The sequence below is a fragment of the Empedobacter sp. UBA5528 genome (genome assembly GCF_002426075.1).
GTDB lineage: Bacteria > Bacteroidota > Bacteroidia > Flavobacteriales > Weeksellaceae > Empedobacter > Empedobacter falsenii_B.
This window is the reverse complement of the sequence record NZ_DINY01000066.1, coordinates 1-21270: the sequence shown is the minus strand read 5'-3', so window position 1 is coordinate 21270 and position 21270 is coordinate 1. Positions and strand designations below refer to the sequence as shown.

Here is a 21270-nt window from a genome sequence, read left to right as displayed (position 1 = left end):
GAAAGTTACAAATGTTACAGTTTACTTAAGATATATTATTTCAAAAGCAATCCAAGAATTTTATACATTTGATCATTAATGAAAAAAATCAATAAACGAAAAGTTTTTAAACGAATGCTTTACTTCCTATTAAGTTTGATTGTAATTCTTGTAATTGCAACTTTCGCGGTTCTACAAATGAATACTTTTGGTGCTGAAGCAACTGGAAAACGATTGGAACGAATGAAACAATCGAAGTTGTATAAAAATGGACAATTTCAAAATATTCATCACACGCCTGCATTTGCAGAAGGTTTTGATACTAAAAAAGTGATGTGGGACTTTTTCTTTGGTGCGAAAAATCCAAAACTTAATCCTAAAGATTCTATTCCGCATATTCAGACAGATATTATATCAATTGATAAAAATGATAATGTATTTATTTGGTTGGGACATTCGTCTTATTATATTCAATTGGATGGTGTTAATTTCCTTATCGATCCTGTTTTTAGTGATTACGGTTCGCCTTTACCAATTTTCAATAAAGCGTTTAAAGGAGCAAATACGTATCATGCAAAAGATTTTCCAAAGATTGATTATTTGGTTATTTCACACGATCATTACGATCACTTGGATTATGAAACGGTGAAAGAATTACGTTCAAAAGTGGATAAAGTGATCATTCCGCTTGGAGTTGGCGCACATTTCGAGAAGTGGAATTATTCGCCCGATCAATTAATCGAAGAAGAATGGAACACAAGCCTAACTTTAAAAAATAACTTAAAAATAACTTTTACACCAGCTCGTCATTTTTCTGGTCGAAAATTTAAACGAAACACTACACTTTGGACTTCCTATGTGCTGGAAACCTCAACACAAAAAATATTTTTAGGTGGTGACAGCGGTTATGATTTGCATTTCAAAGAAATTGGAGAAAAATATGGTCCGTTTGATTTTGCGATTCTCGAAAATGGTCAATACAACGAAGCATGGAAATATATTCACGCTTTACCAACAGATTTACCTGCAATTATCAACGATTTGAAAGCAAAACATATTATTCCTGTTCATGCTGCAAAATTTGCTTTGGCAAAACATGCTTGGGACGAACCTCTGGAAAAAATTATAGCGAATGGTAAGCAAAATAAGCTCGATATTTTAACTCCAATGATCGGTGAACCACTAAATTTGAACGATTCTGTCTTTCACTTCAAAGAATGGTGGAGGGATTAAAACATTTATTCCCGAATAATATTCGAAATATTTTTCAAACTTTTAAATAATATTCGAAATTATTGACTTATAATAAGTTTATTCTGAATTTTCTTCAGAAAACCATTTGTATTCCGTAATTTTGGCAACTGAAATTTAACTTTAAACAAAAAAATAAACAAAATGGAACTGAATAGAGAACGTCTATTGGAATTGGTGCAAAAATATGGTGCGCCGCTGTATGTGTATGATGCGAACAAAATCAAATCGCAATATGAAAAGATGACAAATGCATTTTCTACAGTCAAACGTTTAAAGTTAAATTATGCATGTAAGGCGAACACGAATCTTAATCTTTTAAAGTATTTCAAATCACTTGGTTCAGGATTGGATACAGTTTCTATTCAAGAAGTAGAATTGGGATTAATGGCGGGTTTCAAGCCTAAAGAAATCATTTATACACCAAATGGTGTTTCGTATGCTGAAATTAAAAAAGCAATTGATTTAGGTGTTCGCATCAATATCGATAACCTTTCTGTTTTAGAAACATTTGGTCAAGATTTTCCTAAATATCCAGTTTGTGTGCGTATTAATCCACATATTATGGCAGGTGGAAATGCAAATATTTCGGTTGGACATATTGATTCAAAATTCGGAATTTCTATTCACCAATTACCACATATCAAACGTGTTGTAGAAAATACAGGTTTACATTTGGATGGTGTTCACATGCATACAGGTTCTGATATTTTAGATATTGATGTTTTCTTACAAGGAGCTGAAATTTTATTTGAAGTTGCAGCAGAATTCAAGAATTTATCTTACATCGATTTTGGATCAGGATTTAAAGTTCCTTACTATCCAGGCGCAGACGAAACAGATATTGAATATTTAGGAGAGCGTTTATCAGCTCGTTTCAATGAGTTCGAAAAAGCGTACGGAAAACCTTTGACATTAATGTTCGAGCCAGGAAAATATATGGTTTCTGAAGCAGGATCTTTCTTAGCAACTGTAAATGTTGTGAAACAAACAACTTCTACTGTTTTTGCAGGAATTGATACAGGTTTCAACCATTTAATTCGTCCAATGTTTTATAGTGCTCATCACGAAATTGAAAATATTTCAAATCCAGAAGGTCGTAGCCGTTATTACACAGTTGTGGGATATATTTGTGAAACAGATACGTTTGGATCGAATCGTAAAATAAATGAAATTAGCGAAGGAGATGTGTTGTGTTTCCACAATGCAGGAGCATATTGTTTCTCGATGGCTTCGAATTACAATTCGCGTTTCAAACCTGCGGAAGTCTTGTTAATTGACGACAAAGATTATTTAATTCGTCGTCGCGAAACAATTCAAGATTTAATCGCAACAACAGAGGATATAAAATTCTAAGCTCAGAATTTTTATATATTTTTATAGTATTTTAAAGCTCAATTCAAGGATTGGGCTTTTTTTATTTACCTAATTTCAGTGGTTTACTAAAAAACAATTCGTGTACAGTACTTCTAAATAAGTTTTGTCCGTATGTTTTTGAATCATCATATTCGTAAGAAATTCTTTCTACAACAGGTTTTAAAGGAGAAATACTTGTTGGCTGATTAATATAATTCTTCATATTATCCAAGATTAATTCATTATTCTTTTCAAGCGATAAATCTTGCGAATACTTAAAATCAAAATAACCAGATTGTTGAGCAAAATTCATCAACAATTTATTTTTAAGATTATCATTCTGAGCAACTTCTTGCGCAAAAAGAGCAATTGGAAAAAGAAAGAATAAAAGTATTTTCATTATCAATCATTTACTGTTTTAAAGTTATGAAAATATTTTAAAGATTCAATCTATCCAATTTTAAAAACTTTACAATGACATTCATCTTATGCAATTCGAGATGAATTAAATACTTTTGTCACAAAGTTAGCATATGAAAGAAAAAAAAGATAAACGAAGTGCCTCTCAAAAATTAATAGACGATGCTTTCTTCCTATTTTTGATGATTCTTGGGGCTTTTTGTGTGTTAATAATACTTGTTGTTGTCTAAAAAATGAAATTGTTTGATACTTATTTTAGTTTTTATATTCTGAGTTGGATTTTTATCAAACTTACCCGAATTTATTCCATAGAAATTGAGTATCTCAACCATTATTTAACTGATATTTTTGCGGTACCTGCTATGACGCACTTAGGAAGTTATATCATTTCGAAAATTAAATACAACAATCAAGTTTATGTTTATCCAACAAGTTATTTGGTAATTACTGCTTTTGTTTTGAGTCTTTTATTAGAATTTATTATGCCAAAATTTTCTTCGAATTATACAGCAGATATATTAGATGTTGTCTGTTATTTTATGGGAATTATTTTTTACTTAAAATTCCATAAACCACATGTATTAGAGTTTAAGAATAAGATTATTGAATATTAAATTTCTTTAAGAATTTATAAATTTCTTGATTTGCTCCATAGATTACCAATACATCATCTTTTGTAATTACTGTATTTGATGTAGGAAAACCTTGTACTTCTGGAACAATTTTATATTGACCTAAAAAACTAGCTTCTTCTTTGTTTTTAATAATTGTCATTACCAAAATATTATGTTGCTTTTTGAATTGGATTTCATCAAATGTTTTTCCAACCAATTCATTTGGTGTTACAACCTCTATAATGCTAAACTCTTTGTTTAATTCAAAAGAATCTACAACTCCTTTCACATTTAGTTTTTTTGTCCAACGTTCTGCAGATTCAGCTTCGGGTCGAATAATTTCTGTAACTCCAATTGCTTGCAAAACATTTTCGTGTAAAGAATTGATAGAACGACTAATCAAACGTTTTACATTTTTATTTTTAAAAATAGCAGTAGCCATAATATTGGCACCTTCATTTTCCCCAATACTTACAATTACAATATCTGTATTATTTAGTGGTAATTTATTAATTGATAATTCATCTGTTGCATCTAAACAAATGGTATAGGATAACTTATCTTTCAAAGCTTCAACACGTTGAATATTATTGTCAACACCGATAATTTCGTGACCAAGCTTTACCATTTTCTTACCAAGCGCCGCGCCGAAATTTCCTAAACCTATAATTATTATTTTCATAATTTTCTTTTAAATTAAAATATCATCTGATGGATAACGATAATTAGATGAAACAGTTTTCTTAAAAAAAGCCATCAAAATTGTAATCATTGAAACACGACCAATAAACATCATTGTAATGACAACAATTTTACTTGGATCTGATAATGTAGGTGTTAAATTTAATGATAAACCAACAGTAGAATAAGCTGAAAAAGCTTCGAATGCAACATCAATAAGATGTAAATGATTATCAAATTTTGTTATTAAAAATATTCCTATTCCAATGACTAAAAAAGATAAGGTCATTGTAGCAAAAGCTTTTTGTACATTGATAGGGCTTAATTCTCTTTTGTAAATTTCGATTTTATTTTTTCCGCGTGCAATATTAATAAAATTAAGAATTGCAATTGCAAAAGTACTCGTTTTAATTCCTCCTCCTGTTGATGCTGGTGAAGCACCAATCCACATTAACAAAATAACCAAAAGTATGGAAGAGAATTGTAAGTGAGAAAAATCCATATTATTAAAACCTGCTGTACGAGGCGTTATGGCGATAAATAAAGCTGAAATAAACTTTCCGAAACCTTGATGTTGTCCTAATGTAGAATAATATTCTTCGAAGAATAATATGATTGTAGAAATAATTAGTATTGTTAATGAGGTGATTAAATTAACTTTAGAACTTAATGTAAAAACCCAATTCTTACGATTATTTTTATTATGGAGAATTTTTGAAATTAATTTTCTGATTAAATAATCTGTATAACGTAGAATATTAATCAAGATAGGAAAACCTATTCCTCCTAAGAATATCAATGTGATTAGAACAGATTGAAATCCATAATTGTGAACAAAACCTTTGTTCATTAATCCATTTGGCAATGTAGAAAAACCTGCATTACAAAAAGCCGAAACTGAATGAAAAATACTAAAAAATAATTTGTCAACAATACTAATATTATAAGGTGCAATTGAAATATAAATTAATACAGCTCCTACGAATTCGATACCAAAAGTTAAATAGATAATCCTTTTTACAAAAGAAAAAACTTCACTCAAAGAATCGTTGTTTGCAATACTTCCTAATGCTATTTGATTCTCATAAGAACTATTTCCTTTGAAAAAATAAGCAATATATCCAGCAAATGTCAAAATACCTAAACCTCCTGCTTGTATTAATAACATTAAAATAAAATGACCAACAGGCGTATAAGTTATATAAGTATCAACAGAAGTTAATCCTGTTACACAAACGGCACTTGTAGAAGTAAACAATGCATCTAAAAAAGAAATTGGATGATATGTTGCTTTTGGCAACATAAGTAAACAAGCTCCTCCAAAAACTAAAATAAAAAAACTGAAAATAAATAATTGGGGAGGAGTAATTACAGAACGTTTGAAATTAAGGTTAGGTGTAGCAATTTCTCTTACTAATTTTAAAACAATAGCAAATTGCAAATATTTGCTGACAAAAAACCAACTATAATCGGTTATTTGCATTTTAATGCAATAAAGAATAAATAGTATACTTACTATATCAAAAATGATGACTCGCGGAATAATTTTTTCTTTAAAATAAACATATTTAAGTATTGTTCTTAAAATTCCGACAGATAGTAGAATGATAAAAAAAATGTTTATATAAAGTTTATACTCAACAGGAAATCCAAATCCAAACATTACCAATAATGCTATAATAGCTAATGTGTACGATATTGAAAGGATTACGTTAAAAAACTTATTGTTTACTAAAATTCGAAACATATTTGTTTCATAATAATTAAAAAGGCAAATTTATAATTATGTATACTTCTTACAAGTTAATCATTACTTTTTTTTTGAAAAGCTATAATTTAGTTATTAATGCTTTTAAAGATTTTCATTCTGCCAACCATAAAAACCATAATCAACCCAAAGCAAGCAAATAACGCATAAGAATATCTCAAATCAAAAGCTTCAGCAATATAACCAATCAGTGGTGGTCCCATCAAAAATCCTAAAAAAGAGATACTTGAAACCATTGCCAATGCAACGCCTGGATTTACATTTTTGTTTTTTCCCGCTACACTATAAACTGTCGGAACATTACACGCAACACCCAATCCAACCATCATAAATGCAATTGTACACACAATAAATTGAGGAAAAAATACTGAAAGCATCAAACCAGAAAACATCAATATTCCACTAATTTGCATGATGCGTTGTTTACCATATTTACTGATAAAATAATCACCAACGAAACGTCCTGTTGCCATCATTACCATAAAAGAAGCATAACCAACGACAACCAAATTTTGAGGTGCTTTTACGATATCTTGGAAATAAACACCACTCCAATCGAACATCGCACCTTCTGTTGCCATGCTCAAAAAACCTATAATTCCTAGTTGAACCAAAACAGTATCTGGTTTAGAGAAAATAGATTTCTTTTCCTTCGCTGGAGTTGATGTAGAATCGACTAAATATTTTTTATTAATGAACCAACTCAAAATAATTAAGCCATAAATAATCACAAAATGATAAAATGTATTCACATGCAAATTCATCATCAATAAACCAATCAAAGCACCTGTAAAACCAGCTATACTCCACGCACCATGAAAAGAGGACATAATCGATTTTCCATATATTTTCTCTACCTCAACTCCTTGCGTATTCACCGAAATATTGCACATGTTTCCTATTACTCCAAAGAAAAATAAGACAGCACCTAATTGATAAAAATTTTGAGCCAAACCTATACAACAAAGAATCAATGGATAAATTAATACGACAATTCGTAAGACATTTTTACTTCCAAATTTCGCGACTAATTTTCCTGAAAGCGCCATTGTACACAACTGTCCAATCGGCATTAACAACAACAAAGTTCCTAATTGTCCTTCAGAAATTCCTAAATCTGATTTAATTGTCGGAATACGACTTGCCCAAGACGAAAAAGCTAAACCTTGCGAAAAAAAGAAGAGCGAAACAGCGAATCGAATGCGATTTTTTTGAGTTGATGATAATTCTGTTGATGAAAGCATGGCTAAAAAATATGCGACAAAGTTAAGCTACTCTCCTGAAATTATAAACTCAAATGCAAAATAGGATAAGCTTTTCCCTCGTTATCTTTTTCAGAACGAGAAGTAACCTTAAAACCTTGGCTTAAATAAAATTCTGCGGCCTGTTTATTTTGTTCATTCACATCAACCGATTTCACATTCAATTCCTGAATAGAAAAATCTAATAAAGTCTTCCCTACTCCCTTTCTTCGAAAATCATTGTGAATAAATAACATTTCAAGATTTTGCTCTGCAACACCTACAAATCCTACCAATTGATTTCCGATTTCGTAACCAAATAAGGCTACATGCGGAAAATAATTAGGTAAATTTTCTTTATAATATTCAAAATCTTCTTTTGCTAAAAAATGGTGTGTGTTACTAACCGAACTTACCCAAATATCTCTCAATCTCGGAAAATCTACTTCTTCAATTCTTCTAATCATGACTAAAATTAATTACAACAAAGATATAAACGACTCTTTTCAAAAAAAACAATAAAAATATTCTATTGAGAATCATTTTGTTAAAAATTATTTTAAAAATAATTGTTTTTAGAATTTGGAAAAACGAAAAAGCGTTCTATATTTGCACTCGCAATACCGCAGTAGACTGCGTTATTGGAGAGTTGGCAGAGTGGTCGAATGCGGCAGTCTTGAAAACTGTTGAGGGTCACACCTCCGGGGGTTCGAATCCCTCACTCTCCGCTAAAAAAACCAATAGATTAATCTGTTGGTTTTTTTGTTTTTCTGAAGTTGTTTTTCCTTTCATTTTCATAAAACTGAAAGGAAAAACAAAAAAATAATAGATACGAAGTATCTAGAGTTTTCTTAGAATTACTTTCTTTCTAGGGAATATGAAATAATCACTCTATCTCCGCTGATAAACCCAAATAGAGTAATCTGTTAGGTTTTGGTTTTTTTACGGTTTATGGTTAACCTTGTACGTTTTTTGTTATTAATACACGAATTCACTTATATCAACAAATTTCAAGAAACACATACAATTTTCAGACTAGCTTCAACCCATTTAAACGAGCGTATAAAAGATTTGTGAGCGATAGCGAGTCATTTATATTTTTAAGGAGTAAAATGAAGATTGAACGTTGAAAATCGCAGTCTTGTAATGCTTTGCATTCATGAATACCTTAAAAATAATAATAAATCATATGAATAACTTTTGGTTCCTTTTGTGTTAAAACTTCCCTGATGGGCACATGAATTCAAATGAATACAATAATAAGTCATCAATAAAAAGAACGTAATAAAGAACTATTAATTATTTTCTTATTATCCTAAATTATGTTCAGATCCTATTTCTTAAACCAAAATACATAATACATAATACATTTTACAACTTAACATCGATATACGAACACCGAACAAACCATACGGAACGGATACACAATGGATACAGAATGGATACAGCGCGGATACACAACCGATACAGAAAAGTGTCATTTTGGATATACACCGATACAGGATTTTAACACTTTTTAACACTTAATTTCTCTAACCACAATAGAAACATAGGTTTTATTAAGCTTTGCGCTCTACGCTTAATGTTTTACGGATTTTTATCCTTTTTCAATACTCAAATTCAATTTTAACAACATTTGAGATTAAGAGGAGGAGCCATGGTATGGCTCAGGTATTTTAAATAAATTATTTCCATAAAGTTGGCAACTCGCTCCACTCAGATACTCCAACTTTTTCTATTCCAATAATTTAAACTTGAATTGCATTTCGATTCTAAATCGTCGGTTTTTTAACTCTTTTTTCAATATTCAAATTCTCTTTTAACAACGAATTTTAGAATCGACAGACGATTTGCAAACGAGCTTCAATCCATTGGGTGAGAAACTGAAATGAATTAAGTTTGACAGATTACATCTCAAATACTTATTACTTTTTACATAATACATTGTACAACAACCCTCTCAATACTAATATCTAACATCTACTTTGTACTTAATACATTTACAACTCTAAAATCTCACTTCTCAAATCTCATATCTCATATCTCATATCTCATATCTCATATCTAACATCTACATTTTACATAATACATTGTACATTTTACAACCCCCTCAATACTAATATCTAACATCTACATCCTTAGCAATCATTCCCCTTCATCATCCACCAATTTCGTTCACGGCTCGTCAGGTTTCAATTACTTAAAGCTATTCAGTCTACATTCGAATTGTTGCTGAACCAAGTCAAATAAAGTTTAATTTAAAATCTATTAAAAATGGGAAAAATTACAGATTCTCTATTGTCTGGTACGCGAGGTCGTACTGGACGAATTGTTGTTTCGAATATCGAAGGGCATGAAATATCTCGTATGCGACCACGAAAATCAAATCGTATACCAACGCCAAAACAACAAGTTATAAAAGACAGATTCAATTTTGCTGTACAATTTATACAAGGGTATAAAGCATTGGCTAAAACCTATTACGGAAAAAGGTCTGGACTAAAATCACCTTACAATCAAGCGATGGCAAATTTATTACAAGCCATTTCATGTGATATGGATACGTTAACTTTTTCTATTCAGTACAACAACATTCAATTCACAAAAGGTAATTTACTTGAACCACAACCTGTAAATATTACAGCAGACGATCCACTATCGGCAACGATTACATGGACCAATAATGCAACAGAACTTGTAGATCAAAATGACACCTTAGTTATATTGTATGCAGAAGATGGTAATACAAAAGCACAATCAACGGTTGTACAAACAACCGTAAAACGCTCCGAAGAATCCTATGTACTACAATTTTTACCAAAATATCAAGGAACAGATATACATGTTTGGATGAGTTTTTTATCCGTCATAAAACAAGACGCTGCACCGTCTGTTTATTTAGGTCAAGTCACTGTACTTTAATTACTTCCCCTCTTCTTTTTAGAGGGGATTTTTGTTTATTTTATAATTTATTGTATATTAGAGAATTACATCTTTACTACAAGCATTTTCAATTTTAATTTTTGAGCCTATGAAAATTGAAGTATATGAAGAATATATCAAGTACCTGAACTTTTTTATTCATCGATATGGGGATGTAATCAAGAAAATTGAACCACAAGTCGAGGCAAAACAAGATATCCTAAACAAACAGTATATGCAAATGATAGAATATGCATTTGGCTTTATTCAAAAAATCAATTTGTTTGCGATACAAGATTATCAATCACAACTGTTGTTTATTCCGCAATTAATCTTTTACTTCAATGATGTCTGCGAATGTCCTCGTCCCCCAACCCTATCCATAGATTTTAATGTTGACATAGAAGCAATTTGCGAACTATTAAAAAACAACAGACAAATCAACTATAATCAAAACCAATATTTTCCTTTTCTTATTGATATTTCAGGTTTATCAGACGGTTACCATCATCTTGCAGGTTTTATCCACCGACACAAACAAAATGAATTTACTTATTACTGTGTTTCGATCCAAGTCAAAAGTCAAGAATTAAAGGGAAACTGGAAAAAGTTTTATCATATTCCCATTCAAAAACTCAAGTTAATTTACAAAGAATGCTTGCAAAAAAACCAAACACTATATGCTTTTACAGCAGATACGGAATTTACTTACTATGAAATTCAAAAAGGATTCAACTACTATTTCAACTGCTCCTTTACGGAATACGAACAAAAATTAAAAATGTTGAAAGCAGCTGCGAATAATTGGATGATTAATGCTTCCCAATACACTACACATTCAAAATTTACAACTCAAAAACCATTAGACACATCCATCAACAAACGATACGACGAACCTTTATAACCAAATTGTAATGCTATGATCAATTATCAAAAACTTTTATTTCACCTGGAACAACAGGGACGTAAACATATTCACCCAAATTACACTTTTCAAAAAGAGGATTTCCCATATATTGTCCGTTTAGCTGCTTATTTCCTAAACGACGAAGAAAAATGCAAGGAGTTAGCAATAGACCTAGACAAAGGAATTTTACTAACCGGACCAATCGGAATCGGAAAAACAACGTGGTTCCGTTTAATGCAACGCATCATGGTCAAAGAACACAAATTCTATTACACTACGTGCAGAGATGTATCCTTCGAATTCATCAAAGAAGGTTATAACACCATCGACAAATACAGCAAAGGCATCCCATTCGATTTCCCGATGAAAAACATTTGCTTCGATGATTTAGGTACAGAAAACAACATCAAATACTTCGGCAACGAATGCAACGTCATGGACGAGATTATTCTTTCTCGCTACGACCTCTTCATGAACCTCAACATCAAAACCCATATCACCACTAACCTATCAGCATCCGAAATCGAAAAGTATTATACCGAACGTGTCCGCTCTCGCCTTCGACAAATGATGAATGTACTTTCTGTACCTGCGGATAGGAAGGATAAACGGAAGTAATGTCACACACAATAATTATCATAAAAGTATATTTTGAGTTACAATCTATAAAAATATTAAAATGGAAATTTGATGAAGGGATGGAAATTCAAAATATAATATTAAAATCAATGCAAATCCATTGCATTAATAGGTTTTTAATTTGTACGACAATTATAAACCATTTGACATGAAGAAAGATTTTTTTTTAGTTTTCGGAATAGTAGTATGCTCCCTTGGAACATCAACCTTTAGTTTTGCACAATCTTATAAGTCCACTTATAAAGTAAGTGGTACAACATATATTTATGGGCAGACTTATTCAACAACTGGTCAACCTAAAGTGCAACGAAGTTCTACAGCCAAAAAAGAATTTTTAAATTCAAGAGGATATAAATCGACTCCGAAAGGCTATCAAATTGACCATGTAATCCCTTTATCTCAAGGAGGTAGAGATGTTCCATCTAATATGCAGCTGTTAACTATAGATCAACATAAAGCTAAAACAGCATATGAACGTAAATCAGTTAGTTCAGCTCCTATTTACACAACACCTAAACTAAAATCTTTTAAATTCAAATAAGAGGTTTTCTAACCAACTTCACCTATTCAAGAGTATCCAAATTTGGATACTCTTTTCTATTATGCAATATAGATTTATTCCTATTTTTACATATTACCTAATCAATAATGGCTGTCAACAAAAACGCATTAATCAGATACAAAACATTAGACAAATGTTTTAGCAATCAATTTCGTAACTATTATATCGATGATTTAATCAATGAATGTTCTATTGTTTTAAAAGAACTTTATGGAGAAGATACATCTGTTTCTCGTCGTCAAATTTTATATGATATGGAGTTTATGGAAAGCGATGCAGGATACGAAGCACCTATCATTGGAATAAAAGACGGCCGTAAAAAATTTTACCGTTATGAAGATCCTAATTTTACAATTCAAAATAAACCATTAAACCAAGAAGAACAACTAGCCTTAGAAAATACGTTAGAATTACTTTCTCGTATGAAAGGGATTCCTGGGATTGATGCAATAGAAAATATTGAAGCTAAATTAAATGAAGTGAAAGATAACAAAGGCAATCAAAAATTAATTTCATTCGAGGAAAGCGAATTTTTGATAGGATTAGAACATCTAACACCCTTATATAATTTCATCAAAAACAACCAAACAATCAAAATAGTTTATCAATCATTTAAAACAGAAAATGAACAAGAATTCTGTATTTCACCTTATCACTTAAAACAATTCAATAAACGTTGGTTTTTATTTGGGTGGAACCATAAGGATCAATACCTTCAAAATTTGGCATTAGATCGAATTCAAGGGATCGAAATTAATAAGGAAACTTACATTCCAACAGAGGTGGATTTTGATGAGTATTTTGAGGATATCATTGGGGTTACAAATAATATAGAGAATAAACTTGTTTCTGTTAGGATAGAGCTGTCAGATCATATCATCCCCTACATCAAATCAAAACCGATTCATGGTTCTCAAAAAATAGCAGAGAATAGATTACAAATTAAAGTTAAGTTAAATTACGAATTAGAATCTTTAATTCTTTCGTATGGCGAAAATATGAAAGTAATAGAACCAATAGAATTAGTTCAAAATTTAAAATCAAGAATAGAAAAATTAAAAGATTTCTATTAATGCAATTAAGCTGCATAGATCAAAACTAGTTTGCAAAATAATCTTTTAAAAAAATTCAAATCATGAAAACAAAAAGAGAACATTTAGCAAACTTTCATATTGCAGGACTTACATTTTACGAAGCTGCATTATGTTTCAAAAAACTAAAAGTTGGAACAGAACTTAGGTTAGAATTAGAAACCGAAAATAAATTCGATGCCAGAGCCGTAGCTATATATTACAAAGATTACAAATTAGGTTTTGTACCACGTACCGAAAATAGAGTCTTTTATAAATTGCTTACGATGAACTATAATAAAATCTTTGACGCAGCGATACAACAAATAGATCCGACCGAGCATCCAGAACAACAAATTCGTGTGGTTGTGCATTTAAAACATAATAATCCAGAAAATATCTAATCAGTCGCAAACACTCATATACTATGCATTTTTATTTATCTTTACCCTTCAAACTTTTACCATGTTCACACAAGAATTACAGTCTAAAATAGACCAAGTTTGGTTAGCTTTTCACAGTGGAGGATTATCAAATCCTTTATCTGTTATAGAGCAAATCACTTTTTTACTTTTTATCAAACAATTAGATGATTTACAGAATAGAGCTGAACAACAAGCTATTATTACAGGTAACACTTCTAACTACATATACACAGAAGAAAACCAGGATTTAAGATGGAGTAACTTTAAGAATGTTTCTCCTGAAGAAATGTATAAACTTTTCCAAAAAGAGAATGGCGTTTTCGACTATATGAAAAACTTTGGTGGGAAAAGTACTGCCTTTTCTAAGTTTATGAAGAATGCCAATTTTATGATTCCTACTGCTCGATTATTAGCACAGGTAGTTGAGATGTTAGATAAAGTGGATATGGATGACAAAGATACCAAAGGTGATGTCTACGAGTATATGTTAGGCAAAATTGCTTCAGCAGGAAGTAATGGACAATTCCGTACACCAAGACATATCATCAAAATGATGGTAGAAATGATGAAGCCTACTCCCGAAGATACTATTTGTGATCCATCATCAGGGAGTTGTGGATTTTTGGTTGGTGCTGCAGAATATCTACAAGAAAATTACAAAGATGAATTGCTAAAACCTGAAGTTCAAAAACATTACTTAAATGAAATGTTTACAGGAATGGAGTTTGACCCAACCATGATTAGAATTGGAGCAATGAACTTAATTCTACATGGGATTGAAAACCCTCAACTAAAAGATGTAGATTCTTTATCACAAGCTAATGCAGATTTTGAAGAGAAAGTATCTTTAATCTTAGCTAACCCTCCGTTTAAAGGAAGTTTAGATAAAGATGCTGTGGATGAAAAAGTGATTGCTTTAGTTGATTCTAAGAAAACAGAATTACTTTTTCTTGGTTTAATACTAAAAGGACTAAAAGTTGGAGGTCGTTGTGCAGTAATTATTCCTGATGGGGTTTTATTTGGTTCTTCTACTGCCCATAAAAAGATTAGAAAAGAGCTAATAGAAAACCAAGCCTTAGAAGCAGTTATTTCTATGCCAAGTGGTGTGTTCAAACCGTATGCAGGAGTTTCTACTGCCATCTTAGTGTTTACAAAAACCAATGCAGGTGGTACAGAAAATGTATGGTTTTATGATATGAAAGCAGATGGGTATAGTTTAGATGATAAACGTGCACCTGTTAAGGAAAATGATATCCCAGATATTATTACAAGATTCCATACAAGAGAGAACGAAGTTGATAGAGCAAGAACGGAACAAAGTTTTTGTGTACCAAAAGAAGAAATTGCAAAGAATGCGTATGATTTAAGTATTAACAAATACAAAGAAGTAATCTACGAACAAAAGGTATATGCTAAACCTGCGGATATTATAGCTTCTATACAGCAATTGGATAAGGAAAGAAATGATTTAATGGTAGAATTATTAAATCTAAAATAATGTTTAAGACTGTAGAATTAGGTGAAGTTTTAAATTACGAACAGCCTACAAGATATATAGTAGAAAGTGATATTTATAACGATGAATATGATGTTCCTGTATTAACAGCAGGTAAATCTTTTATCTTAGGTTATACTAATGAAAAAGAGAATATTTATCAAAATTATCCTGTAATTATTTTTGATGATTTTACAACTGCAACAAAGTATGTAGATTTTCCATTTAAGGTGAAATCTTCTGCAATGAAAATTTTAAGTTGTGATGAAAATATAGCTGATATTAAGTTCTTATTTTATTTAATTCAAACTATTAAAATAAATTCTGAACAACATCAACGATATTGGATTTCTAAGTTTTCAAAAATCCAAATCCCCCTTCCCTCATTAGTAACTCAAAAAGCAATTGCAGAAAAGTTAGACAAAGCAGATGCTTTACGCAAAAAAGACCAAGAACTTTTAAAGCAATATGATGAGCTAGCACAATCTATTTTTATTGATATGTTTGGTGACCCTGTACATAATGAGAAAGGGTGGGATTTAATAAATTTTGAAGAAGTTTTAAAGTTAAAAAGGGGATATGACTTACCAGTTCAAGATAGAAATCAAAATGGTAATATACCTGTTTATGGCTCAAATGGAATTTTAGATTATCATACAATTTCAAAAACTAACAAGCCTTGTATTGTTACAGGTAGATCAGGTACAATAGGGAAAGTTCATAGAACTGAACAAAATTGTTGGCCTTTAAATACTACATTATATAGTTATGAAATTTATGATAATAACATTACTTATTTAGAATATCTATTAAATAATCTAAGAATAGATAGATTTGCTCATGGGGCAGGTGTTCCTACTTTAGACAGAAAAATAGTTCATAAAGAATTCATACCTAATATTAAAGTTGAACTCCAAAACCAATTTGCAGAAAAAATCAAGAATATAGAAGCGCAAAAAGAATTGGTGAAGAAACAAGCTGAAGCATCAGAAAACTTATTCCAAGCCTTGTTACAAGAAAGTTTTAGCTTCACATAAAAAAGCAAATAAAATTACGTAAATACGCAAATGTTTTATTTTAATCGTGCAAAAAATTGCACGATTTTTTTTTATATAAACTCTTGATAGTAGAGCATTTGTTGTTGTTGTTTGGCAAATAATTATTTTTTTATTGGCAAATAATTGTTTAATTTGGTGCAAATAATTTTATCATGTCAGCAACGTTTAGTCCTTACGAATTAAGTCTAATTCAACCAGATTTCGATTCGCCTCTTACCGACCTCATCATAGAGTTAGAACATTTACGTAAAAAAGACCTTGGTGGTTCTACACATCCTGCTGTTTTTTTTCAGTTAAAAAGTATTTTTCATTGGTTAGAAAGTATGGGATCTGCAAGGATTGAAGGAAACAATACAACAATTGCTGAATATGTAGAAACCAAAATTGATGATTCTCCAAGAGCGCTAACGTCAAAATTATTAGAAATAGATAACATTGATGAAGCAATGGAGTTTATAGAAGACAAGGTAAAAGAATATCCTATCAACAGAATAATGATTAGCGAATTGCATAAAATAGCTGTTAACAATTTACCTCCTCCACCTTATGGTGAAGGCGATTTAACACCTGGAGCATATAGAAATCATTCTTTAAAAATTAATAATTCTACCCATTTGCCACCAGAACCTTATTTGGTAGAAAGTTATATGGAAGAATTATTTTCGTTTATCAATTCAGAAAATTCAACCAAATACGATTTGTTAAAAGCAGCAATTGCGCATCATCGTTTTGTTTGGATACATCCTTTTGGCAACGGAAATGGAAGAACAGTACGCCTTTTTACTTATGCTATGCTTGTAAAAAGTGGACTTAACATAAATGCTGGTCGTATCATAAATCCAACTGCCGTTTTTTGTAGTAACAGAAACATATACTACGATATGTTATCAAAAGCTGATACAGGAACAAAAGAAGGAATCTTAGAATGGTGCGAATATGTATTGAGAGGATTAAAAGAAGAAATAGAAAAAGTAGATAAATTATCTGATTATAATTACCTGAAATCTAAAATTCTTATTCCTGCAATTAATTATTCTTTAGAAAGAAAATTTGTTACAGACGTAGAAGCAAAAATTCTAAAAAAAACGGTAGAATTACAAGTCATCAAAAACGATGATTTAAAAGATATTTTATCGAATAAAAACACTTCTCAAATTTCTAGAGAAATTAAAAAATTAGTTGATAAAAAGATGCTGATACCAGAAGAAGAAGGTGCAAGAAGATATATTTTGATGTTTCAAAACAATCACCTTCTAAGAGGAGTTATACATTTGTTAGATATAGAGGGGTTTTTACCAGTTAATGATAATTAAAACAACATGAGTAATTTTTATAATTATCCTACTGAATTCGAATTTGTTATTTCATCTGCCAAAGAAGCAGAAAAATACATCTACGAGAATTTAGACATTGCAGGTTTATATTTGAGGAAAACATTAGAAACGTGGGTAAACTTTATCTACGAGAGTGAGCCTACTTTGCGTTTGCCTTATGACACTTCCATCAATTCTTTGATGAAAGAACCTGCCTTTATAGAAATTATAGAAAGTCCAGAACTGTTGTCTATGATGCACGCTATTCGCCAATTAGGGAATAAAGCAGTGCATAATACAGGTAAAACCAAGATAACAGAAGACCAAGCTTTACATGTTTTGCAACTTTTGCATTCGGTTAGTTATTATTTAATGACCTTATATAGTGGAGATGTTGTTAGCAAACCTCTTTTTCAAGAAGATTTAATTCCACAATCTTTTTCTTCTCAGGTGAATGAGCAAAAAAAGATGATTCAACAACTGCAAGAAGAATTAAATGCAAAGACAGAACTTGAGAAAAAACAAAAAGAGGAACAAGAAGCTTTAGAAGCCAACAGAAAAGAAACGCAACAACAAATATTACCACCTGCCGATCCTAATGAAGCCAAAACAAGAGAACTTCTAATTGATTATATGTTAGAGGAAATGGGTTGGGATATCTCTCAAACCAATGTCAAAGAGTTTCGTGTAGAAGGTATGCCAAACAACAAAGAAGAAGGTTTTGCAGATTATGTCCTTTGGGGAGATAACGGAAAGCCTTTAGCCGTTGTAGAAGCAAAAAGAACATCAAGAGATATAAATTCAGGCAGACATCAAGCCGAATTATATGCCAAATGTTTAGAAAAAACTTTTGGTCAATTACCAAATATCTTCTTAACAAATGGGTACGAAATTTCTTTTTACGATTGGTTTTACCCAATTAGAGAAGTTCAAGGATATTATACCAAAGATGAGTTACAACTTAACATTCAAAGAAGAACCAATAAGCGTAATCTAAATGAAATGCCTATTGATGAAGATATTACCAATCGTTATTATCAGATAGAAGCCATAAAAGCTGTTGCCGAAAGATTTGAAGACAGACACAGAGGTGCTTTATTGGTAATGGCAACAGGTACAGGAAAAACAAGAACTTCTGCTTCTTTGGTAGATGTGTTATCAAAAGCCAATTGGGCAAAGAAGATTTTATTTTTAGCAGATAGAACAGCTTTAGTTACACAAGCCAAGAACAACTTAAACGATTATTTGCCTAATCTTCCTTCTGTAGATTTACGAGAAGAAAAAGAAGATGTAGGAAGTAGAATTGTGTTTTCTACCTATCAAACGTTAATCAATTTAATAGACGAAGATAAAACAGGAGATACTCGCACTTATGGAGTTGGACATTTTGATGTGATTATTTTTGATGAAATTCACCGTTCTATTTACAACAAATACAAAGCAATTTTTAATTATTTTGATGGGTTAAAGATTGGTTTAACTGCAACTCCTGTCGATTTTTCAGAAAGAAATACCTACGAATTATTTGGATTAAATGTAGGAAATCCTACGTATAACTATGATTTAGATAAAGCCATCAAAGATGGTTACTTAGTACCTTATAAGTCATTTTCTGTTCAGACTAAATTTCAACGTGAAGGAATTAAGTATAGTGATTTATCTCCCGAAGAACAGAAAGAATACGAAGAAGAATTTGCAGACCCAATCACAGGAGAATTTCCTGATGAAATAGAATCTACGGCTTTAGACCAATGGATTTATAACACCAATACTGCTGATGCTATTTTAGAGTACCTGATGGAGCATGGAATAAAAGTAGATGGTGGTAATAAATTAGGGAAGACCATCATATTTGCAAAGAAAAATAAACACGCAGAATTTTTAAGACAAAGATTCAATGCTACTTATCCCGAATATGGAGATCAATTCTTAAAAGTAATTGATTATACAGTAGAATACAGACACGACTTATTAAATGATTTCAAGATTAAATACAAAAATCCTCAAATAGCTTGTTCAGTAGATATGCTAGATACAGGAATTGATGTGCCTGAAATTGTAAATTTAGTCTTTCTAAAACCTGTAAAAAGTAGGGTGAAATTCTGGCAAATGATCGGTAGAGGAACTCGATTATGCGAAAATCTATTTGGATTTGGAGAGCATAAAAAGGATTTCTTAATCTTAGATTTTTGTCAAAATTTTGAATTTTTTGAGGAAAATCCAAAAGGAATAGAACCTGTAAAACAGATGTCTTTAGCTGAACGTATTTTCAGAATAAGACTGAATCTTGCACAAGTTTTATTAATTCAAGAAGACGAAGAGTTAAAAGCTTTAGGTGAAGAATTATTAGCTTATGTTCATCAACAAGTAGCAAATATCAACAATGAAAAGCGTACAAGCTTTGTCGTAAAACCTTATCTCAAAACTTTAGACAAATACCTAGAAAAGAAGAAATGGTATGACCTGTCTAAAGCTGATACGTATGAGTTATTAAATGACTTAGCTCCTTTAGTCTTCGAAAAAAGTCAAGATACTGCTGCATTATCATTTGATTTGATGATGTTAGATTTTATGACTGCTAATCTTAATGGAGAAAGAAGACAAGTTTATTTAACTGAGAAAGTGATTGGAATATCGAATAGATTAAAGAAGCAAACTTCTGTACCACAAGTAAAAGCAAAGTTGAATACCTTAAATCATATTACACAAGATGATTATTGGAGTGATATGAGTGTATTAGGTTTAGAGCATATAAGAGTTGAACTAAGAGATTTAATTAAGTTCTTAACAGAAGAAGCGAAGAAAATAGTAACTACAAGCTTCGAGGATAATATAATCGCTGTTAATGAATCACCTGAAATCTATGAAGCACATTCTTTTGATAAGGAAGCTTACAAAGAAAAGGTGGAAAGATATATCAAAGAGAATCAATTTGATTTAACGATAGATAAAATTAAAAAGAACATCAAGATAACTCCTGCTGACTTAACCTATATAGAAAGCTTCTTATTTGAGAAAGGAAGTCTAGGGTCTAAGTCATTATTCCAAGAGGTCTATGGAGATAAGCCATTAGGTGAATTTATACGTTCAGTGGTAGGATTAGATAAAGTTGAAGCACAAAATGCATTTTCTAAGATGGTAAATTTTGCAAATTTAAATACTCAACAAATTCAATTTATGAATTTAATAATAGATTATTTTGCTGTTAATGGAGTGATGGACTTAAACCAGTTATTTAATTCACCTTTTTCTGATGTGTATTCAGGAGGAATGATTCAACTATTTGGTCAAGAAGTATCAACGAAGATAGCAGGTACGATCAGAGAAATAAATGATAATTGTGTTGCGTAAAATTAGATAACACCCGTTGTGCATTTTGATTACTAAATAATAAAGTTGTTCATTTGATTGAAAATCAGTAAATTGTTTTAACTACAAAACATTTACAATGAACAACTTACTTGCAAATTACGAAAGAATATTGGAAGTTCTAAGAAAAATATCAACAGATACACTTTTAATTTATCAACGTAGAAGACCTAAACTTTTTGATTTAGAACTTATCAGTC

The 21270-nt window shown here is 30.9% G+C and carries 18 protein-coding genes, 1 tRNA gene and 1 pseudogene; 15 read left to right on the top strand and 5 right to left on the bottom strand.

The window, feature by feature from the left end; all coding sequences use genetic code 11:
* The first annotated feature begins 78 nt into the window (after window positions 1-78).
* Entirely contained in the window at window positions 79-1212 is a 1134-nt protein-coding gene (locus tag B4L98_RS14175; protein WP_286495418.1) for an MBL fold metallo-hydrolase, read from the top strand.
* A gap of 162 nt (window positions 1213-1374) precedes the next feature.
* Window positions 1375-2586: a diaminopimelate decarboxylase gene (gene lysA, locus B4L98_RS14170; RefSeq protein WP_286495417.1), complete on the top strand. Its 1212-nt coding sequence runs from the start codon at window positions 1375-1377 to the stop codon at window positions 2584-2586.
* A gap of 61 nt (window positions 2587-2647) precedes the next feature.
* Here lysA and B4L98_RS14165 read toward each other — a convergent pair whose 3' ends face one another.
* Window positions 2648-2986 carry a hypothetical protein gene (locus B4L98_RS14165; protein WP_291078575.1) on the bottom strand — a complete coding sequence of 113 codons (339 nt, stop codon included), beginning with the start codon at window positions 2984-2986 and terminating at the stop codon, window positions 2648-2650.
* 253 nt (window positions 2987-3239) lie between these two features.
* On the opposite strand from B4L98_RS14165, the gene B4L98_RS14160 reads away from it, so the two are divergent.
* Window positions 3240-3620, top strand: a complete 381-nt coding sequence (locus tag B4L98_RS14160) for a hypothetical protein (protein WP_180906033.1) — start codon at window positions 3240-3242, stop codon at window positions 3618-3620.
* On the opposite strand, the gene B4L98_RS14155 is transcribed toward B4L98_RS14160, so the two are convergent.
* The 4 genes from B4L98_RS14155 to B4L98_RS14140 form a co-directional block, all read right to left on the bottom strand.
* Entirely contained in the window at window positions 3607-4302 is a 696-nt protein-coding gene (locus tag B4L98_RS14155) for a potassium channel family protein (protein ID WP_135836030.1), read from the bottom strand. The two genes, B4L98_RS14160 and B4L98_RS14155, sit on opposite strands and share 14 nt — an antisense overlap.
* 9 nt (window positions 4303-4311) lie before the next feature.
* Entirely contained in the window at window positions 4312-5784 is a 1473-nt protein-coding gene (locus B4L98_RS14150) for a TrkH family potassium uptake protein (RefSeq protein ID WP_291078573.1), read from the bottom strand.
* A gap of 353 nt (window positions 5785-6137) precedes the next feature.
* On the bottom strand, window positions 6138-7313 hold the full coding sequence (locus B4L98_RS14145) for an MFS transporter (protein WP_291078571.1): 1176 nt from the start codon (window positions 7311-7313) through the stop codon (window positions 6138-6140).
* Window positions 7314-7354: 41 nt separating this feature from the next.
* On the bottom strand, window positions 7355-7777 hold the full coding sequence (locus tag B4L98_RS14140; protein WP_291078569.1) for a GNAT family N-acetyltransferase: 423 nt from the start codon (window positions 7775-7777) through the stop codon (window positions 7355-7357).
* Window positions 7778-7953: 176 nt separating this feature from the next.
* On the opposite strand from B4L98_RS14140, the gene B4L98_RS14135 reads away from it, so the two are divergent.
* From B4L98_RS14135 to B4L98_RS14765, 12 genes and pseudogenes are all read left to right on the top strand, one after another.
* Window positions 7954-8038 (top strand) — tRNA-Ser (locus B4L98_RS14135).
* Between the two features lie 1546 nt (window positions 8039-9584).
* On the top strand, window positions 9585-10232 hold the full coding sequence (locus B4L98_RS14130; RefSeq protein ID WP_291078567.1) for a DUF6266 family protein: 648 nt from the start codon (window positions 9585-9587) through the stop codon (window positions 10230-10232).
* Between the two features lie 109 nt (window positions 10233-10341).
* Window positions 10342-11136 (top strand): hypothetical protein, encoded by a 795-nt coding sequence (locus B4L98_RS14125; protein WP_291060331.1) that lies wholly within the window; start codon window positions 10342-10344, stop codon window positions 11134-11136.
* A 15-nt stretch (window positions 11137-11151) separates the two neighbouring features.
* Window positions 11152-11757, top strand: a complete 606-nt coding sequence (locus B4L98_RS14120) for an ATPase (protein ID WP_291078565.1) — start codon at window positions 11152-11154, stop codon at window positions 11755-11757.
* Window positions 11758-11926: 169 nt separating this feature from the next.
* Window positions 11927-12319 carry an HNH endonuclease signature motif containing protein gene (locus B4L98_RS14115; RefSeq protein WP_291078563.1) on the top strand — a complete coding sequence of 131 codons (393 nt, stop codon included), beginning with the start codon at window positions 11927-11929 and terminating at the stop codon, window positions 12317-12319.
* Window positions 12320-12426: 107 nt separating this feature from the next.
* Window positions 12427-13413 (top strand): helix-turn-helix transcriptional regulator, encoded by a 987-nt coding sequence (locus B4L98_RS14110; RefSeq protein ID WP_291078562.1) that lies wholly within the window; start codon window positions 12427-12429, stop codon window positions 13411-13413.
* Window positions 13414-13475: 62 nt separating this feature from the next.
* The gene (locus tag B4L98_RS14105) at window positions 13476-13814 is read left to right on the top strand and encodes an HIRAN domain-containing protein (protein ID WP_121935438.1); all 339 of its coding nucleotides are present in this window, start codon (window positions 13476-13478) and stop codon (window positions 13812-13814) included.
* A 61-nt stretch (window positions 13815-13875) separates the two neighbouring features.
* On the top strand, window positions 13876-15333 hold the full coding sequence (locus B4L98_RS14100; protein WP_291078560.1) for a type I restriction-modification system subunit M: 1458 nt from the start codon (window positions 13876-13878) through the stop codon (window positions 15331-15333).
* Window positions 15333-16367: a restriction endonuclease subunit S gene (locus tag B4L98_RS14095; RefSeq protein WP_291078559.1), complete on the top strand. Its 1035-nt coding sequence runs from the start codon at window positions 15333-15335 to the stop codon at window positions 16365-16367. Before B4L98_RS14100 ends, B4L98_RS14095 begins: the two co-directional genes overlap by 1 nt.
* Before the next feature lie 173 nt (window positions 16368-16540).
* Window positions 16541-17701, top strand: a complete 1161-nt coding sequence (locus B4L98_RS14090; protein ID WP_291078557.1) for a Fic family protein — start codon at window positions 16541-16543, stop codon at window positions 17699-17701.
* Between the two features lie 6 nt (window positions 17702-17707).
* Window positions 17708-21052 (top strand): DEAD/DEAH box helicase family protein, encoded by a 3345-nt coding sequence (locus tag B4L98_RS14085; RefSeq protein ID WP_291078556.1) that lies wholly within the window; start codon window positions 17708-17710, stop codon window positions 21050-21052.
* 97 nt (window positions 21053-21149) lie between these two features.
* Window positions 21150-21270 (top strand): annotated as a pseudogene (locus B4L98_RS14765) (IS982 family transposase); the annotation flags it as partial.

What these genes read in the sequence shown, in the direction of transcription:
- B4L98_RS14175 (WP_286495418.1), top strand. Translation starts at nt 79, where the DNA reads ATGAAAAAAATCAATAAACGAAAAGTTTTTAAACGAATGCTTTACTTC.
- lysA (WP_286495417.1), top strand. Translation starts at nt 1,375, where the DNA reads ATGGAACTGAATAGAGAACGTCTATTGGAATTGGTGCAAAAATATGGT.
- B4L98_RS14165 (WP_291078575.1), bottom strand. Translation starts at nt 2,986, where the DNA reads ATGAAAATACTTTTATTCTTTCTTTTTCCAATTGCTCTTTTTGCGCAA.
- B4L98_RS14160 (WP_180906033.1), top strand. Translation starts at nt 3,240, where the DNA reads ATGAAATTGTTTGATACTTATTTTAGTTTTTATATTCTGAGTTGGATT.
- B4L98_RS14155 (WP_135836030.1), bottom strand. Translation starts at nt 4,302, where the DNA reads ATGAAAATAATAATTATAGGTTTAGGAAATTTCGGCGCGGCGCTTGGT.
- B4L98_RS14150 (WP_291078573.1), bottom strand. Translation starts at nt 5,784, where the DNA reads ATGCAAATAACCGATTATAGTTGGTTTTTTGTCAGCAAATATTTGCAA.
- B4L98_RS14145 (WP_291078571.1), bottom strand. Translation starts at nt 7,313, where the DNA reads ATGCTTTCATCAACAGAATTATCATCAACTCAAAAAAATCGCATTCGA.
- B4L98_RS14140 (WP_291078569.1), bottom strand. Translation starts at nt 7,777, where the DNA reads ATGATTAGAAGAATTGAAGAAGTAGATTTTCCGAGATTGAGAGATATT.
- B4L98_RS14130 (WP_291078567.1), top strand. Translation starts at nt 9,585, where the DNA reads ATGGGAAAAATTACAGATTCTCTATTGTCTGGTACGCGAGGTCGTACT.
- B4L98_RS14125 (WP_291060331.1), top strand. Translation starts at nt 10,342, where the DNA reads ATGAAAATTGAAGTATATGAAGAATATATCAAGTACCTGAACTTTTTT.
- B4L98_RS14120 (WP_291078565.1), top strand. Translation starts at nt 11,152, where the DNA reads ATGATCAATTATCAAAAACTTTTATTTCACCTGGAACAACAGGGACGT.
- B4L98_RS14115 (WP_291078563.1), top strand. Translation starts at nt 11,927, where the DNA reads ATGAAGAAAGATTTTTTTTTAGTTTTCGGAATAGTAGTATGCTCCCTT.
- B4L98_RS14110 (WP_291078562.1), top strand. Translation starts at nt 12,427, where the DNA reads ATGGCTGTCAACAAAAACGCATTAATCAGATACAAAACATTAGACAAA.
- B4L98_RS14105 (WP_121935438.1), top strand. Translation starts at nt 13,476, where the DNA reads ATGAAAACAAAAAGAGAACATTTAGCAAACTTTCATATTGCAGGACTT.
- B4L98_RS14100 (WP_291078560.1), top strand. Translation starts at nt 13,876, where the DNA reads ATGTTCACACAAGAATTACAGTCTAAAATAGACCAAGTTTGGTTAGCT.
- B4L98_RS14095 (WP_291078559.1), top strand. Translation starts at nt 15,333, where the DNA reads ATGTTTAAGACTGTAGAATTAGGTGAAGTTTTAAATTACGAACAGCCT.
- B4L98_RS14090 (WP_291078557.1), top strand. Translation starts at nt 16,541, where the DNA reads ATGTCAGCAACGTTTAGTCCTTACGAATTAAGTCTAATTCAACCAGAT.
- B4L98_RS14085 (WP_291078556.1), top strand. Translation starts at nt 17,708, where the DNA reads ATGAGTAATTTTTATAATTATCCTACTGAATTCGAATTTGTTATTTCA.